The 14,702-nt window shown below is 71.1% G+C and carries 14 protein-coding genes; 1 reads left to right on the top strand and 13 read right to left on the bottom strand.

All coding sequences use genetic code 11. The features are described 5' to 3' along the window. Positions 1 to 15 precede the first annotated feature (15 nt). The 10 genes from ACQP0N_RS12550 to pyrR all read right to left on the bottom strand — a co-directional run bounded on the left by ACQP0N_RS12550 (position 16) and on the right by pyrR (position 11,913). Positions 16 to 549, bottom strand: coding sequence for a guanylate kinase (locus ACQP0N_RS12550; protein WP_433120152.1), 534 nt, complete (start codon positions 547 to 549; stop codon positions 16 to 18). 25 nt (positions 550 to 574) lie between these two features. Further along, positions 575 to 892: an integration host factor, actinobacterial type gene (gene mihF / locus ACQP0N_RS12545; protein WP_007458370.1), complete on the bottom strand. Its 318-nt coding sequence runs from the start codon at positions 890 to 892 to the stop codon at positions 575 to 577. A 178-nt stretch (positions 893 to 1,070) separates the two neighbouring features. Then, positions 1,071 to 1,907, bottom strand: a complete 837-nt coding sequence (gene pyrF, locus ACQP0N_RS12540) for an orotidine-5'-phosphate decarboxylase (RefSeq protein WP_355053084.1) — start codon at positions 1,905 to 1,907, stop codon at positions 1,071 to 1,073. Positions 1,908 to 1,972: 65 nt separating this feature from the next. Further along, the gene (locus tag ACQP0N_RS12535; protein ID WP_433120149.1) at positions 1,973 to 3,247 is read right to left on the bottom strand and encodes an adenosylmethionine--8-amino-7-oxononanoate transaminase; all 1,275 of its coding nucleotides are present in this window, start codon (positions 3,245 to 3,247) and stop codon (positions 1,973 to 1,975) included. A 341-nt stretch (positions 3,248 to 3,588) separates the two neighbouring features. Continuing rightward, positions 3,589 to 4,635 carry a quinone-dependent dihydroorotate dehydrogenase gene (locus ACQP0N_RS12530; RefSeq protein ID WP_433120147.1) on the bottom strand — a complete coding sequence of 349 codons (1,047 nt, stop codon included), beginning with the start codon at positions 4,633 to 4,635 and terminating at the stop codon, positions 3,589 to 3,591. Then, positions 4,632 to 7,979 carry a carbamoyl-phosphate synthase large subunit gene (carB, locus tag ACQP0N_RS12525; protein ID WP_433120145.1) on the bottom strand — a complete coding sequence of 1,116 codons (3,348 nt, stop codon included), beginning with the start codon at positions 7,977 to 7,979 and terminating at the stop codon, positions 4,632 to 4,634. The genes ACQP0N_RS12530 and carB overlap by 4 nt, the downstream gene beginning before the upstream one ends. Further along, on the bottom strand, positions 7,972 to 9,135 hold the full coding sequence (gene carA / locus ACQP0N_RS12520) for a glutamine-hydrolyzing carbamoyl-phosphate synthase small subunit (RefSeq protein WP_433120143.1): 1,164 nt from the start codon (positions 9,133 to 9,135) through the stop codon (positions 7,972 to 7,974). The genes carB and carA overlap by 8 nt, the downstream gene beginning before the upstream one ends. Continuing rightward, complete coding sequence (locus tag ACQP0N_RS12515; protein WP_433120141.1) at positions 9,132 to 10,409, bottom strand: dihydroorotase; 1,278 nt, start codon at positions 10,407 to 10,409, stop codon at positions 9,132 to 9,134. The genes carA and ACQP0N_RS12515 overlap by 4 nt, the downstream gene beginning before the upstream one ends. Then, positions 10,406 to 11,332, bottom strand: coding sequence for an aspartate carbamoyltransferase catalytic subunit (locus ACQP0N_RS12510; RefSeq protein ID WP_433120139.1), 927 nt, complete (start codon positions 11,330 to 11,332; stop codon positions 10,406 to 10,408). Before ACQP0N_RS12510 ends, ACQP0N_RS12515 begins: the two co-directional genes overlap by 4 nt. Then, complete coding sequence (gene pyrR, locus ACQP0N_RS12505; protein WP_355053077.1) at positions 11,329 to 11,913, bottom strand: bifunctional pyr operon transcriptional regulator/uracil phosphoribosyltransferase PyrR; 585 nt, start codon at positions 11,911 to 11,913, stop codon at positions 11,329 to 11,331. The genes ACQP0N_RS12510 and pyrR overlap by 4 nt, the downstream gene beginning before the upstream one ends. Positions 11,914 to 12,202: 289 nt before the next feature. On the opposite strand from pyrR, the gene bldD reads away from it, so the two are divergent. Continuing rightward, a complete protein-coding gene (gene bldD, locus ACQP0N_RS12500; protein WP_007458348.1) occupies positions 12,203 to 12,691 on the top strand; it encodes a transcriptional regulator BldD in 489 nt (162 codons plus the stop codon). Positions 12,692 to 12,777: 86 nt separating this feature from the next. On the opposite strand, the gene nusB is transcribed toward bldD, so the two are convergent. The 3 genes from nusB to aroQ form a co-directional block, all read right to left on the bottom strand. Continuing rightward, positions 12,778 to 13,188: a transcription antitermination factor NusB gene (nusB, locus tag ACQP0N_RS12495; RefSeq protein ID WP_355053144.1), complete on the bottom strand. Its 411-nt coding sequence runs from the start codon at positions 13,186 to 13,188 to the stop codon at positions 12,778 to 12,780. Positions 13,189 to 13,211: 23 nt separating this feature from the next. Next, positions 13,212 to 13,769: an elongation factor P gene (efp, locus tag ACQP0N_RS12490; RefSeq protein ID WP_355053076.1), complete on the bottom strand. Its 558-nt coding sequence runs from the start codon at positions 13,767 to 13,769 to the stop codon at positions 13,212 to 13,214. Between the two features lie 451 nt (positions 13,770 to 14,220). Continuing rightward, on the bottom strand, positions 14,221 to 14,652 hold the full coding sequence (gene aroQ, locus ACQP0N_RS12485) for a type II 3-dehydroquinate dehydratase (RefSeq protein ID WP_433120136.1): 432 nt from the start codon (positions 14,650 to 14,652) through the stop codon (positions 14,221 to 14,223). Between the last annotated feature and the right edge of the window lie 50 nt (positions 14,653 to 14,702).

Raw genomic sequence — 14,702 nt, 5'->3', positions numbered from 1 at the left:
GACGGCGGCCGACCATCAGCCACGCAGGCGCGACCAGGCCGGATCCGGATAAGTTGAACCGAGTAAGCCTACCAGCTCGTCCGCCACCCGATCGGTGAGGTCGTGCGTGAGGGTGTCCGCGAACGCGGCCGCGACGGCCGCGTCGGGCCGGCGTCCGGGCGGGATCAGCAGCACCAGACGCGCGTCGGGCAGTCTTTGCCGCACCAGCCGGGCCCCGGTCACATCGAGCGGAAGCAGGACCTGCTGCCCGGCGTCGAGCCGGGCGCGCAGCGGCGGGTACAGGGTCCCCCGGCGGTACGCGCCGATCCGGGACCACTCCAGCAGCTCGCCGGCGGCCACCCGCCGCTCGAACTCGGCCGGAGCGAGAAACACCCGTTGCTCCCCGTCCACCTCCGGCTCCCGGCGCGGCCTGGTCGTTGCCGGCACCGGGATCCACACGGACGGGAAACGCGCCCGGACGAGCTCGACGACACTCTCCCTGCCGGAACCCGAAGGTCCAGCCAGGACAGTGAGCCGAGCCGCCGGGCGCGCCTCGTCATCCGTGCTCACTGCTTGTTTCTACACGCTGCCAGGTTCAGTTGGCGGCGAACTCTCCAAGCAGTGCCTTGCGCTGCTGCTCGCCGAGGCCGCGCAGACGACGGCTGTCGGCGATCTTGAGCTTCTCCATGATCTGGGTAGCCCGGATCTTGCCAATGCCCGGCATCGCCTGCAGGACGGCCGAAACCTTGAGCTTACCGACGACGTCGTCGCTCTCGGCGCGCTCGAGGACGGCGCCAAGGGTGGTCTTGCCCTGCTTGAGCTGCTCCTTCAGCTCGGCACGGGCCTTGCGGATCTCCGCGGCCTTCTCGAGCGCGGCAGCGCGCTGTTCGGGGGTCAGTGACGGGAGCGGCACCAGTTCTCCTCAGGTCCCTATCGCGGCGGGCGGGGCGCACCGCCGCATCTGTGAAACGTGGTGTCGCTGTGAACCAAGGGGTCCATGGTTCCCAGCGCGGGGAAAACTAGCGGTCAACGGAGCTTTCGGCAACGTGGGCGCGCGATGATCATCGCAAAGTGACCGACCCGTCAGTCAGTCACCGGGCAGCCAGAACAGCCCGGCAGTCGCCCAGCACGCGGTCGGCGGCGGCCCGCAACGCGTCGGCGTCCGGTCCCGCCGACAGGACCTCACGGGAGTACGACGGGAGCACCGCGGCGAGGCTGGAGCCGAAGACGGTACGCAGATCGGCGGCGCCCGCACCCTGCGCGCCGAGCCCCGGAGCGAGCAGCGGCCCGCCCACGGTGGACAGGTCATGACCCGTGTCACCGATGGTGGCCCCGACCACCAGACCGAAGCTGCCGAGGGGGTCCGCACCGCTGTTGAGCTGGGAAATCTCGTCGATCACGGTTTGCGCCACGGTACGTCCGTCGGCCGTCCGGGCCCGCTGCACGGCCGCGCCCTCGGGGTTCGAGGTGAGGGCCAGCACGAAGACCCCGCCGCCGTGTTTGGCGGCCAACTCGAACATCGGCGCCAACGAACCTACTCCCAGGTAGGGACTGGCCGTGACCGCGTCGACATACAGAGGGCTGGATGGATCCAGGTACGCGGAGGCGTACGCACTGACCGTTGAGCCGATGTCCCCACGCTTGACGTCGAGCAGAACGAGCGATCCGGCTTCTCGTAACTGTCGGATAGTTGACTCAAGAATCGCCACACCGCGGGATCCGAATCGCTCGAAAAAGGCCGACTGAGGCTTGACAACCGCAACCCGGTCACCGAGCGCATCCACCACGGTTCGGGTGAACCGGTCCAGACCGTCGACGTCGTCGGCGAGGCCCCAGCGGGCCAGCAGCCCGGGATGCGGGTCGATGCCCACGCAGAGCGGTCCGCGCTCGTTGACGGCCCGGTGCAGCCGGGTGCCGAAGCTCTCCATCGGACTACTTCCCCTCTTGTCGCCCGGGCGGCGGGCCGCCTCCCGGGATGCTTGTCGGTTCCCGCTCAGCCGGCCGCCACGGCCGCCGCCACCCCGGCCGCGATCCGGGCCAGGTCGGCGTCGTCCGTCACGTACGGCGGCATCGTGTAGATCAGGTCGCGGAAGGGCCGCAGCCAGACGCCCCGGTCCGCGGCGGCCATGGTGGCCGCGCCGAGGTCGACGTCGTGGTCGAGCTGCACCACGCCGATCGCCCCGAGCACCCGCACGTCGGCCACGCCCGGCTGGGCGCGCAGCGGCTCCAGGCCGGCGCGCAGGCCCGCGCCGATCCTGGACACCTGCGCCGCCCAGTCGCCCGCCTGTAGCAGCCCGATGGAGGCGTTGGCGACCGCGCAGGCCAGCGGATTGCCCATGAACGTCGGACCGTGCGCCAGGACGCCGTCGGCGGAGATCCCACGCGCGATCTCCGGGGTGCACAGCGCCGCGGCCAGGGTCAGGTAGCCGCCGGTGAGCGCCTTGCCCACGCACATCACGTCCGGGGACACCCCGGCGTGCTCGGCGGCGAACATCGTGCCGGTACGGCCGAACCCGGTCGCGATCTCGTCGAAGACCAGCAGCACCCCGTGCGCGCGGGTCACCTCGCGCAGCACCCGCAGGTAACCCGGATGGTGAAAGCGCATCCCACCGGCGCCCTGCACCACCGGTTCCACGATGACCGCGGCCAGTTCGTGGGCGTGCCGCTCGACGGCGTCCACCAACGCCGCCACGTACGCCTCGTCCGGCGGATCGGCGAACCCGCCCGGCGGCACCGGAGCGAAGACCTGCCGGGGCAGCACGTCACCCCAGAGGTGGTGCATCCCGCCCTCGGGGTCGCAGACGCTCATCGGATGGAACGTGTCGCCGTGGTACCCACCCCGCCAGGTGGCCAGCCGACGCCGCTCCGGCCGGCCGACGGCCCGCTGGTACTGCAGGCACATCTTCACGGCCACCTCGACGCTGACCGACCCGGAGTCGGCCAGGAACACGTGCTCCAACCCGTCCGGGGCAAGCTCGACAAGCGTCCGCGCGAGCCGCACGGCGGGCTCGTGGGTGAGTCCGCCGAACATCACGTGGCTCATCCGCCCGAGCTGGTCGGTCACGGCCGCGTCCAGCACCGGGTGCCGGTAGCCGTGGACCGCCGCCCACCAGGACGACATCCCGTCCACCAACTCCCGGCCGTCGGAAAGGGTCAGCCGTACCCCCTCGGCGCTGCGGACCACGAACGGCGCGTTCGCCGGCGGCAACGTGGCGTACGGATGCCAGACGTGCGCCCGGTCGACGGCCAGGATCTCCTCGGGTGTCACGCGTACTCCTTCCGGACCGGGCCGGGCCGACCGGCCCGGCCGGGGTGATCGGCGACGGCGGCGGCGTCCGGGCGGCAGGCCGCGCGGCCGGACCGCACCACCCCCCCAACCGCGTCCTTTTCTCTGCGTCAGCGGGGGCAACACCTGGTGTCCGGATATCGGACGCCCACTGTTTCCTCGGTTGAAGCAGAGCAAAGGACGCACGGACCGGTCGGGATCCCCGGCCGACCGACGCACGGGCCGGTCGAGATCCCCGGCCGACCCACGCATGGACCGGTCGGGATCCCCGGCCGACCGACGCACGGAGTCGGCGGTGACGCCGCTCCGGGGGCCGGTCAGCGTCACCGGCCGGCGACCGGATCCGGCGTCGCCGCCGTGGCGCTCGCGCGGGCCGCCGCCCGGACCAGGGCCGGGCCCCGGTAGATGAAGCCCGTGTAGAGCTGCACCAGGGCGGCGCCGGCATCGAACATCCGGGTGGCGTCGTCCGGGTCGAGCACGCCGCCGACCCCGACGATGGGCAGCCGGCCGCCGGTCTCGCGATGCACGAAGGCCACCACGTCCCGGGCACGACCGGTCAGCGGCCGACCGGACAGACCGCCGGCCTCTGCGCCACGGTCGGCGTCCACGGCGGCCAGCCCGTCGCGGGCCAGGGTGGTGTTGGTGGCGATCACCCCGGCGGCGCCCCGGGCCAGGCAGACCTCCAACAACTCGGCGATCGCCGCCTCGGTCAGGTCCGGCGCGATCTTCACCAGCACCGGCTTCTCCCCCACCAGCGCGCCGAGCAGCGCGTCCAGGTGGGCACGGTCCTGCAACGACCGCAGACCTGGCGTGTTCGGCGACGACACGTTCACCGCGAAGTAGTCGCCGTGCCCACGCAGCGCCCGATACGAGGCCAGATAGTCCTCGACCGCCTCGTCGAGCGGAGTCACCTTGGACTTGCCCAGCGAGATGCCCAACGGCACCCCGAGTGGACCGGGCAACGCCGACAGCCGGGCGGCCAACGCCTCGGCGCCGGCGTTGTTGAAGCCCATCCGGTTGACCACCGCCTCGCTGGCCGGCAGCCGGAACAGCCGGGGCCGCGGATTGCCCGGCTGGGCGTGCGCGGTGACCGTGCCGACCTCCACGAAGCCGAAGCCGAGCGCCGGCCAGGCCGGCAGCGCCGCGCCGTCCTTGTCCATGCCGGCGGCCAGCCCGACCGGGTTGGGGAACCGCACGCCGAAGACCGTGCGCGGCGCCTCGACGACGTACCGGGCCCGCAGCGCGGCCAGGGCGGCGGGACGCCGCGACAGTGCGGCCAACCGCCGCAACGTCCACTCGTGCGCCGTCTCGGCGTCCCCGCCGCCGAGCCGGAACAACCCGGGCCGAACGACCCGCTCGAACAGCGTCACTGCGCCGCCCGCAGGGTGGCGTGCAGATCCTGCAACGGTCGCACCCGCATGTCGCCCCGGATACGTGCCTCGATCCCCATCACCGCCGCGGCGGCGCCGGGGACCGTGGTAATGCAGGGGATGTCAGTGGTGACGGCGGCGCTGCGGATCTCGTAACCGTCGGAGCGGGCACTCGCGCCCGAGCCCTGCGGCGTGTTGATCACCAGCGCCACGTGGCCGCCGAGGATCAGCGACACGGCGTCGTCGCCCTCGCCGGCCTGGTAGTGCTTGCGGATCTGCTCGCAGGCGATGCCGTGCCGGCGCAGCACCTCGGCGGTACCGGCCGTCGCCACGATCTCGAAGCCCAGGTCGGCCAGCCGCTTGATCGGGAAGATCATGCCGCGCTTGTCCCGGTTGGCAACCGACACGAAGATCTTCCCGGCGGTCGGCAACGACCCGTACGCGGCGGACTGGCTCTTGGCGAAGGCGTGCCCGAAGTTGGTGTCGATGCCCATCACCTCACCCGTCGACTTCATCTCCGGGCCGAGCAGCGAGTCGATTCCCTTGCCGGCGCGGGTACGGAAGCGCTTGAACGGCAGCACCGCCTCCTTGACCGCGATCGGCGCGTCGGCGGGCATCGTCCCACCGTCCCCCGTCGGCGGGAGCAGACCCTCGGCACGCAGCTCGGCGATGGTCGCGCCCAGCGCGATCCGGGCCGCCGCCTTGGCCAGCGGCACCGCCGTCGCCTTCGAGACGAACGGAACCGTCCGCGACGCGCGCGGGTTGGCCTCCAGCACGTAGAGGACGTCGTCCTTGAGCGCGTACTGCACGTTGAGCAGACCGCGCACGCCGACACCCCGGGCGATGGCCTCGGTGTACCGGCGGACCTCGGCCAGGTGCGAGCCCGCCAGGGTGATCGGCGGCAACGCGCAGGACGAGTCTCCGGAGTGGATACCGGCCTCTTCGATGTGCTCCATCACGCCGCCGATGTAGACCTCGCCGTCGGTGTCGCACAGGGCGTCCACGTCGATCTCGATGGCGTCGTCGAGGAACCGGTCCACCAGCACCGGGTGGTCGCCGGAGATGTCGGTGGCACGGCCGATGTAGTCACGCAGCGTCGGGTCGTCGTACACGATCTCCATGCCGCGCCCACCGAGCACGTAGGACGGACGGACCAGCACCGGGTAGCCGATCTCGTCGGCGATCGTCTTGGCCTCGTCGTACGAGGTGGCCATGCCGTGTGCCGGCGCGCGCAGCCCGGCGCGGGCCAGGACGGCGCCGAACGCGCCCCGCTCCTCGGCCAGGTGGATCGACTCCGGCGAGGTACCGACCACCGGCACGCCCGCGTCCTTGAGCCGCTGCGCCAAACCCAGCGGGGTCTGCCCGCCGAGCTGCACGACCACACCGACCACGCCCGGGCCGCCGGCCGCGCGCCCGGAGGAGTCCTCCGCGTGCCAGGCCTCCAGGACGTCCTCGAAGGTCAGCGGCTCGAAGTAGAGCCGGTCCGCGGTGTCGTAGTCGGTCGACACCGTCTCCGGGTTGCAGTTGACCATCACGGTCTCGTAGCCGGCCGCCCGCAGCGCCTGCACGGCGTGCACGCACGAGTAGTCGAACTCGATGCCCTGCCCGATCCGGTTCGGGCCGGAGCCGAGGATCAGCACCTTCGGCCGGTCCGACGGCACGACCTCGGTCTCGAAGTCGTACGACGAGTAGTGGTAGGGCGTGCTGGCCTCGAACTCGGCCGCGCAGGTGTCGACGGTCTTGTAGACCGGGCGGACGTCGAGACGGTGCCGCAGGGCGCGTACGCCGTCCTCGGCCGCCAGCTCCGGACGCAGCGCGGCGAGCTGCCGGTCGGAGAGCCCGGCCCGCTTGGCTCGGCGCAGCAGCTCGGCGTCGAGCACCGGCGCGTCGACGATCTCGGTCCGCAGCTCGATCAGCGCCGCGATCTGGTCCAGGAACCAGGGGTCGATGCCGCCGGACGCCTCGCTCACCTCGCTGATCGACGCGCCGAGACGCAGCGCCCGCTCCACGGTGTAGAGCCGGCCGTCGTGCGGGATCCGCAGCGCGGCGAGGGTGTCCGCCAGGGTGACGCCCTCCGGGTCCGGAGTGGTCCAGAACCCGACCGCCTTCGTTTCCATCGAGCGCATGGCCTTGTTCAACGCCTCGGTGAAGTTGCGCCCGAGACTCATCGCCTCGCCCACCGACTTCATGGTGGTCGTCAGCTCCGGGTCCGCGCCGGGGAACTTCTCGAACGCGAACCGGGGGATCTTCACCACCACGTAGTCCAGGGTCGGCTCGAACGCCGCCGGGGTCTTCAACGTGATGTCGTTGGGGATCTCGTCGAGCGTGTAGCCGATGGCGAGCTTCGCGGCGATCTTCGCGATCGGGAAGCCGGTCGCCTTGGAGGCCAGCGCCGAGGAGCGCGACACCCGGGGGTTCATCTCGATCACGACGATCCGGCCGTCGACCGGGTTGACCGCGAACTGGATGTTGCAGCCGCCGGTGTCCACCCCGACCTCGCGCAGCACGGCGATGCCCAGGTCACGAAGGTGCTGGTACTCCCGGTCGGTGAGCGTCATGGCCGGGGCCACGGTGACGCTGTCGCCGGTGTGCACGCCCATCGGGTCGATGTTCTCGATGGAGCAGACGACCACCACGTTGTCGTGCCGGTCGCGCATCAGCTCCAGCTCGTACTCCTTCCAGCCGAGCACGCTCTCCTCGATCAGGACCTCGTGCACCGGGCTGGCCGCCAGGCCGTCGCCGGCGATGCGGGCCAGGTCCTCCGGGGTGTGCGCCATGCCGGAGCCCAGGCCGCCCATCGTGAACGACGGCCGGATCACCACCGGCAGGCCCAGCTCGGCGACGGTCGCCTCGACCTCGTCCATCGAGTGGCACACCCGCGAGCGCGGCACCAGCGCGGTCGGGTCCTCGACGCCGAGGCGTACGCCGGCCTTCGCGACGATCTCCTTGAAGAGCTGGCGGTCCTCGCCCCGGTTGATGGCGTCGATGTTCGCGCCGATCAGCTCGACGCCGTACTTCTCCAGGACGCCGTTGGAGTGCAGGGCGACGGCGGTGTTCAGCGCGGTCTGCCCGCCGAGGGTCGCGAGGATCGCGTCCGGGCGCTCCTTGGCGATGACCAGCTCGACGAACTCCGGGGTGATCGGCTCGACGTAGGTCGCGTCGGCGAACTCCGGGTCGGTCATGATCGTGGCCGGGTTGGAGTTGACCAGGCTGACCCGGATCCCCTCGCTGCGCAGCACCCGGCACGCCTGGGTGCCGGAGTAGTCGAACTCGCAGGCCTGCCCGATGACGATCGGCCCGGAGCCGATCACCAGGATGTGCTTGAGATCGGTCCGCTTAGGCATTGCTGCGCCCCTTGCTGTGGGTCCGGCTGCCGATCAGCTCGGCGAAACGGTCGAAGAGGTAGTCCGCGTCGTGTGGACCGGCCGCCGCCTCCGGGTGGTACTGAACGGTGAAGGCGGGCACGTCCACGGCCCGCAGCCCTTCGACCACGTTGTCGTTGAGGCAGACGTGCGACACCCGCACGCCACCGAAGTCGGTGTCGATCACCTGGTCGGGGACGACCGCGCCGACGCCACCGCCCGGCACCTGCACCGCGAAGCCGTGGTTGTGGCTGGTCACCTCGACCTTGCCGGTGGCCCGGTCGAGCACCGGCTGGTTGATTCCCCGGTGGCCGTAGCCCAGCTTGTAGGTGCCGAAACCGAGCGCCCGACCGAGGATCTGGCTGCCGAAGCAGATGCCGAACAGCGGCACCTGCCGCCGCAGCGCCTCCCGGGCCACCGCTACCGGACCGTCGGCCGTGGCCGGGTCGCCGGGCCCGGGCGACAGGAAGATCGCGTCGGCGCCGGTGGCGAGCAGGTCCTCGATGCTCGACGAGGCCGGCAGCACGTGGGTCCTCACCCCGCGCGCCGCGAGCCGGCGCGGCACGTTGCGCTTGATGCCCAGGTCGAGCGCGGCCACCGTGAACCGGTGCTCGCCGATCGCGTCGACGACGTACGGCTCGGGAGTGGTCACCTCGGTGGACAGGTCCGCGCCGACCATCTGCGGTGACTGCCGGACCCGGGCCAGCAGGCTCTGCGGGTCCTTCTCGACGCTGGAGATGCCCACCCGCATGGCGCCCCGATCGCGCAGGTGCCGGGTCAGCGCGCGGGTGTCCACCCCGCTGATACCCACCACACCCTCGGTGGCGAGGCGGTCCTCGAGACCGCCGGTGGCCCGCCAGTTCGAGCCGATCCGGGCCGGGTCGCGCACCACGTACCCGGCCACCCAGATCCGGCCGGACTCGTCGTCCTCGCCGTTGACGCCGGTGTTGCCGATGTGCGGGGCGGTCTGCACAACCACCTGACGGTGGTAGGACGGGTCGGTCAGCGTCTCCTGGTAACCGGTCATACCGGTGGTGAAGACCGCCTCGCCGAAGGTCTCCCCGACGCTGCCGTACGCCTCACCGGGGAACGTGCGCCCGTCCTCGAGCACGAGGATCGCGGAACGTCTACGCGTCACTTGATTGCCTTTCCGTCCAGGACCGTCGGCTCGCCGCGCAGGAAGGTCGCCACGATGCGACCTGGCAGCGTCATGCGGGCGTACGGGGTGTTGCGACTGCGGCTGGCCAGCTCCGCCGGGTCGATGGTGCGGCGGGCCGCCGGGTCGACCAGGGTCAGGGTGGCCGGGGCGCCCGGGGCGGGGTCGACGCCGTGCCCGGTCAGTCCGGCGATCCGGGCGGGGACGCGGGACATCCGTTCGGCGATCAGATCCCACTCCGGACCGAGCACGTCCAGCGCGATGGACAGCGCCGTCTCCAGGCCGAGCATCCCCGGCCGGGCGTACGCCCACTCGCACTCCTTGTCCTCCACGGCGTGCGGGGCGTGGTCGGTGGCGATGATGTCGATCACGCCGTCGGCGAGCGCGGCGCGCAGCGCGGCGACGTCGGCGGCCGTACGCAACGGCGGGTTGACCTTGAAGACCGGGTCGTAGCTCTCCGCACGCTCGTCGGTGAGCAGCAGGTGGTGCGGGGTGACCTCGGCGGTGACGCGTACCCCACGGGCCTTGGCCTGGCGCAGCACCTCGACGCTGCCGGCGGTGGAGACGTGGCAGACGTGCAGTCGGCTGCCCACGTGCTCGGCGAGCAGCACGTCCCGGGCGATGATCGCCTCCTCGGCGACCGCCGGCCAGCCGATCAGCCCGAGCCGGGTGGAGACCTCACCCTCGTGCATCTGGGCGCCCTCGGTGAGGCGGGGCTCCTCGGCGTGCTGGGCGATGATCCCGTCGAACGCCTTGACGTACTCCAGGGCCCGGCGCATCAGCAACGGGTCGGCGACGCAGTGCCCGTCGTCGGAGAAGATCCGTACCCGGGCGGCGGAGTCGGCCATCGCCCCCAACTCGGCGAGGCGCTCGCCGGCCAACCCGACGGTGACCGCCCCGATCGGCTGCACGTCGACCATCCCGGCCTCCCGGCCGAGCCGCCAGACCTGCTCGACCACGCCGGCGGTGTCCGCGACCGGCGACGTGTTGGCCATCGCGCAGACCGCCGTGTAGCCGCCCAGCGCCGCCGCCCGGGACCCGGACTCGACCGTCTCGGCGTCCTCCCGGCCGGGTTCGCGCAGGTGGGTGTGCAGGTCGACCAGGCCGGGCAGGGCCACCAGGCCGGTTCCGTCGATGACGGTGGCGTCCGGCGCGGACAGCCCCGGACCGACCTCGGCGACGACGCCGTCGCGGATCAGCAGGTCGGTCGGCGCGGCGCCGACGATGCTCACGCTGGTGATGAGGTACGCGGTCACCGGTTGTTCCCTCCGAGCAGCAGGTACAGAACAGCCATCCGGACGGAGACCCCGTTGGTGACCTGTTCGACGATGGTGGAGCGGGGTGAGTCGGCGACCTCGGGGGTGATCTCCATCCCGCGGTTCATCGGACCGGGGTGCATGACGATCGCGTGCTCGGGCAGGCGACGCATCCGGGGACCGTCCAGCCCGTAGCGGCGGGCGTACTCGCGGGCGGAGGGGAAGTAGGAGTCCCGCATCCGCTCCCGCTGCACCCGCAGCATCATCACCGCGTCCACGTTCGGCAGCACCGCGTCGAGGTCGTACGACACGTCGATGCCCGGGGCGAGCGCTCCGGCGATGTCGACGGGGATGAGGGTGGGCGGGCCGACCAGGGTGACCTTCGCGCCGAGGGTCGACAGGAGCAGCACGTTGGACCGGGCCACCCGGGAGTGCAGCACGTCCCCGACCACCGCGACCGACAGGCCGGCGAGCCGGCCCAGCCGGGCCCGCATCGTGTACGCGTCGAGCAGCGCCTGGGTCGGGTGCTCGTGCGTGCCGTCGCCGGCGTTCACGACCGACCCGTCCACCCAGTTGGCCAGGCGGTGCGGGGCGCCGGAGGCGGGGTGGCGTACGACGACCGCGTCCGCGCCCATCGCCTGCAGGGTCAGCGCCGTGTCCTTCAGGCTCTCGCCCTTGGCGACGCTGGACCCCTTGGCGGAAAAGTTGATCACATCGGCGCTCAGTCGCTTCGCCGCCGCCTCGAACGAGATCCGGGTCCGGGTGGAGTCCTCGTAGAAGAGGTTCACCACCGTCCGGCCGCGCAGCGCGGGCAGCTTCTTGATCTCCCGGCCGGCGACGGTCGCCATCTCGGCGGCGGTGTCCAGGATCTCGGTGGCGGTGTCGGCGTCCAGGTCCGCGCCGGAGAGCAGGTGCCTGATCATGAATGAGCTCCCCCGTACAGCTTGACCTCGTCGGTTCCGTCGGTCTCGGCGAGCGTCACCTTGACGCTCTCGGCGAGCGCGGTGGGGATGTTCTTGCCGACGTAGTCGGCGCGGATCGGCAGCTCGCGGTGGCCGCGGTCGACCAGCACGGCGAGTTGCACGGACGCCGGGCGACCGACGTCGTTGAGCGCGTCGAGCGCGGCCCGCACGGTCCGGCCGGAGAAGAGCACGTCGTCGACGAGGATCACCCTCTTGCCGTCGATGCCGCCGCTTGGCACCTGGGTCGGGCCGATCGCGCGGGTGGCGTGCCGGCGCAGGTCGTCGCGGTAAAGCGTGATGTCGAGCACACCGACCGGGACGACGACGTCCTCGAAGGTGCTGATCCGGGCGGCGAGCCGCTGCGCGAGGGGCACGCCGCGGGTGGGAATCCCGAGCAGCACGGTGTCGGCGGCGCCCTGGGTCTTCTCCAGGATCTGGTGGGCGATGCGGTCGACCACCCGCTGCACGTCGGCGCTGGCGAGGATCACCTTCACCGAGGGTTGTCGCGGTGGTGACGGGCGGGCAGCCGGTGGGGACGCCACGGCGGACCTCCTTCCCCGCCTCACGGGACGGGTCGTTAAAGGATGTCGGGCACCTCCGGCCGGGGAGCGCGAGCCGCCCTGGCCGGGGCTTCACGCCACGTTACCAGTGGTCACCGCGCCGACCGACAGCGGCCGCTGACCACCGGATCAGATCCACGAAACACCGATGAGCCCCCCGGCCCTCCCCAACGGTAAGGTCACGACCACTTGACCAGGTGTCCCATTCCCCGTACCGTCACGCTCCGTAGCGATCGACGGGAGAACCCCGAGCAGCACTGGGAGTGTCCGAATGCCCTCTGAATACGCCAAATCTCTGGGCGCCCGCCTGCGCTCCATCCGCCAGCAGCAGGGCCTCTCCCTGCAGGGTGTGGAGGAGAAGTCGAACGGGCGGTGGAAGGCCGTGGTGGTCGGCTCGTACGAGCGTGGTGACCGGGCCGTGACGGTGTCCCGTCTGGCCGAGCTGGCCGAGTTCTACCGTGTCCCCGTCTCGGAGCTGCTGCCCGACGGCAGCGGTGTCCGGCACGAGCCCACCAGCAAGATCGTCCTGGACCTGGAGCGGCTCTACGACGAGGCCTCCGAGGACCTGGCCTACGTCGCCCGCTACGCCCGCGCGATCCAGCAGCAGCGCGGTGACTACAACGGCCGGGTGCTCTCCATCCGCGCCGACGACCTCCGGGCGCTCGCCATCGTCTACGACGCCTCACCGTCGGGTCTGATCGAGCGGCTCACCGAGCACGGCGTGCTGGTGGCCGACCCCCGGGCGTTCTTCGCCTCCTGAGCTGTCGCTTCACCTGATCTGCCGTTCGACGAGAAGGGCCCGTGCCGGTGGCACGGGCCCTTCTCGTTCGCGGTACTCGCGTCGGCTCAGCGGGTGGCGTACTCGGCGATGCGGCCGAGCACACCGTTGAGGAAGCGCGGCGAGTCATCGGTCGACATCTGCCGGGCCAACTCGACCGCCTCGCTGATCGCCACCGCGTCGTCGATCTCGTCGACGTAGAGCAGCTCGTAGACGGCGATCCGAGCCAGGTTGCGGTCGACCACCGGCATCCGGTCGAGGGTCCAGCCCTCGGCGTAGCTGGCGATCAGCTCGTCGATCCGATCGAGGTGCTCGGCGACCCCCTCGACCAGCCCCACGGTGTAGCCGAGGTGCTCCGGGCGGGGCTGTTCGATGCGCTGGAGGTAACCGGCCAGGACCTCGACGGGCGGACGATCCCGCAGATCGGCCTCGTACAGGACGTCCAGCGCCCGCTTGCGCGCCTTGCGGCGCGCCGGCATCTGCTGCTTGGGACCCTCAGCCATCAGGCGCGGCCGAGGTAACGGCCGTCGCGGGTGTCGACCTTGATCTTCTCACCGGTGGTGATGAACAGCGGAACCGGCACGGTGGCGCCGGTCTCGACGGTCGCCGGCTTGGTGCCACCGGTCGAGCGGTCACCCTGCAGACCCGGCTCGGTGTAGGTGACCTCGAGCACGACGCTGGTGGGCAGCTCGATGTAGAGCGGCACATCCTCGTGGGTGGCGACGGTCGCCTCCGCCTCGGGCAGCAGGTAGTTGGCTGCCTCCCCGACGGTGCCGCCGGGCACGGTGATCTGGTCGAAGGTCTCCAGATCCATGAAGACGAAGTCCTCACCGTCGGCGTACAGGTACTGCATCGTGCGCTTGTCCACGGTCGCGGTCTCGACCTTGGTGCCCGCGTTGAAGGTCTTGTCGACCACCTTCCCGGACAGCACGTTCTTCAGCGTGGTGCGGACGAACGCACCACCCTTACCGGGCTTGACGTGCTGGAACTCGACGACGGACCAGAGCTCGCCGTCAAGGTTGAGTACCAGGCCGTTTTTGAGGTCGTTGGTGGAGGCCATTTCCTGCCTTGATCATCAATTGGCGGACAGACCTGGCAAGTCTACAAGCTGCGCCGAGATGTGTTACCCGCCGTGGTCGGCCGTCCGCGACCACTGCGCCCCGAGAACGACCGGTGCGCGTCCGCCGTGCCGCCAACACCCCGAGATTGGTTACAGGCCGTTACCGACCGGCCGCCACCGGCCCACCCTTCCGACAGCCTTTGCTCTGCTTCACCCCAGGCAACAGTCACCCTGAGTGGCATTCGCCAGGGAGCGTCGGCCAGCCTCGAAACCGACTATGCGCAGGTCGTGGCGGGTGTTTCCATGATTGAAGCAGAGCAAAGGACGCGAGGACCGGGGGCGACCGCCGGAGTGTGGCCGAGCGCCAGCGACAGCCAGTGACGGCCCACGTCAGGCAGCGGCGTCACGCAGCGTGATTGGACGCGGCGGGGGCAGGAGACGCAGACGTTGTTCAGGGGGTGCGGGCGGCGAGGTGGTGCAGGGCCAGGCGATAGCCGTCAATGCCGAGACCGCAGATCACCCCGGTCGCCACCGCGGAGATCACCGAATGGTGCCGGAACTCCTCGCGGGTGTGGATGTTCGAGATGTGCACCTCCACCAGCGGCCCGCGCAGCATGGCGCAGGCGTCGCGCACCGCGTACGAGTAGTGCGACCAGGCGGCCGGGTTGAGCACCACGGCGGCGCCCTCGTCGGCGGCGTCGTGCAGCCAGCCGAGCAGCTCGTGCTCGGCGTCGGTCTGCCGGACCGTGACGTCGAGTCCCAGCTCCCGACCGGCGGCCTCGCACAGCGCCACCAGGTCGGCGTAGGTCGTCGAGCCGTACACGGCGGGCTCCCGGGTGCCCAGCCGACCCAGGTTCGGCCCGTTCAGCACGTACACCCTCATGCGGCGCTTTCTTTCGTTCGCGACTGCGGGGCTCGCAAAACCGGCTCACT

It is taken from the genome of Micromonospora sp. CA-246542 (assembly GCF_050942905.1).
Taxonomy (GTDB): Bacteria; Actinomycetota; Actinomycetes; order Mycobacteriales; family Micromonosporaceae; genus Micromonospora.
Note: the sequence above shows the minus strand (reverse complement) of the source record. Positions and strands in the feature narration are given on the sequence as shown.

Bases quoted from the DNA above. Each gene is read 5' to 3' on its own strand.
- pyrF (WP_355053084.1), bottom strand. From the start codon at position 1,907: ATGGAGAGCTTCGGCACCCGGCTGCACCGGGCCGTCAACGAGCGCGGA.
- carB (WP_433120145.1), bottom strand. From the start codon at position 7,979: ATGCCTAAGCGGACCGATCTCAAGCACATCCTGGTGATCGGCTCCGGG.
- aroQ (WP_433120136.1), bottom strand. From the start codon at position 14,652: ATGAGGGTGTACGTGCTGAACGGGCCGAACCTGGGTCGGCTGGGCACC.
- efp (WP_355053076.1), bottom strand. From the start codon at position 13,769: ATGGCCTCCACCAACGACCTCAAAAACGGCCTGGTACTCAACCTTGAC.
- ACQP0N_RS12510 (WP_433120139.1), bottom strand. From the start codon at position 11,332: ATGATCAGGCACCTGCTCTCCGGCGCGGACCTGGACGCCGACACCGCC.
- nusB (WP_355053144.1), bottom strand. From the start codon at position 13,188: ATGCCGGCGCGCCGCAAGGCGCGCAAGCGGGCGCTGGACGTCCTGTAC.
- bldD (WP_007458348.1), top strand. From the start codon at position 12,203: ATGCCCTCTGAATACGCCAAATCTCTGGGCGCCCGCCTGCGCTCCATC.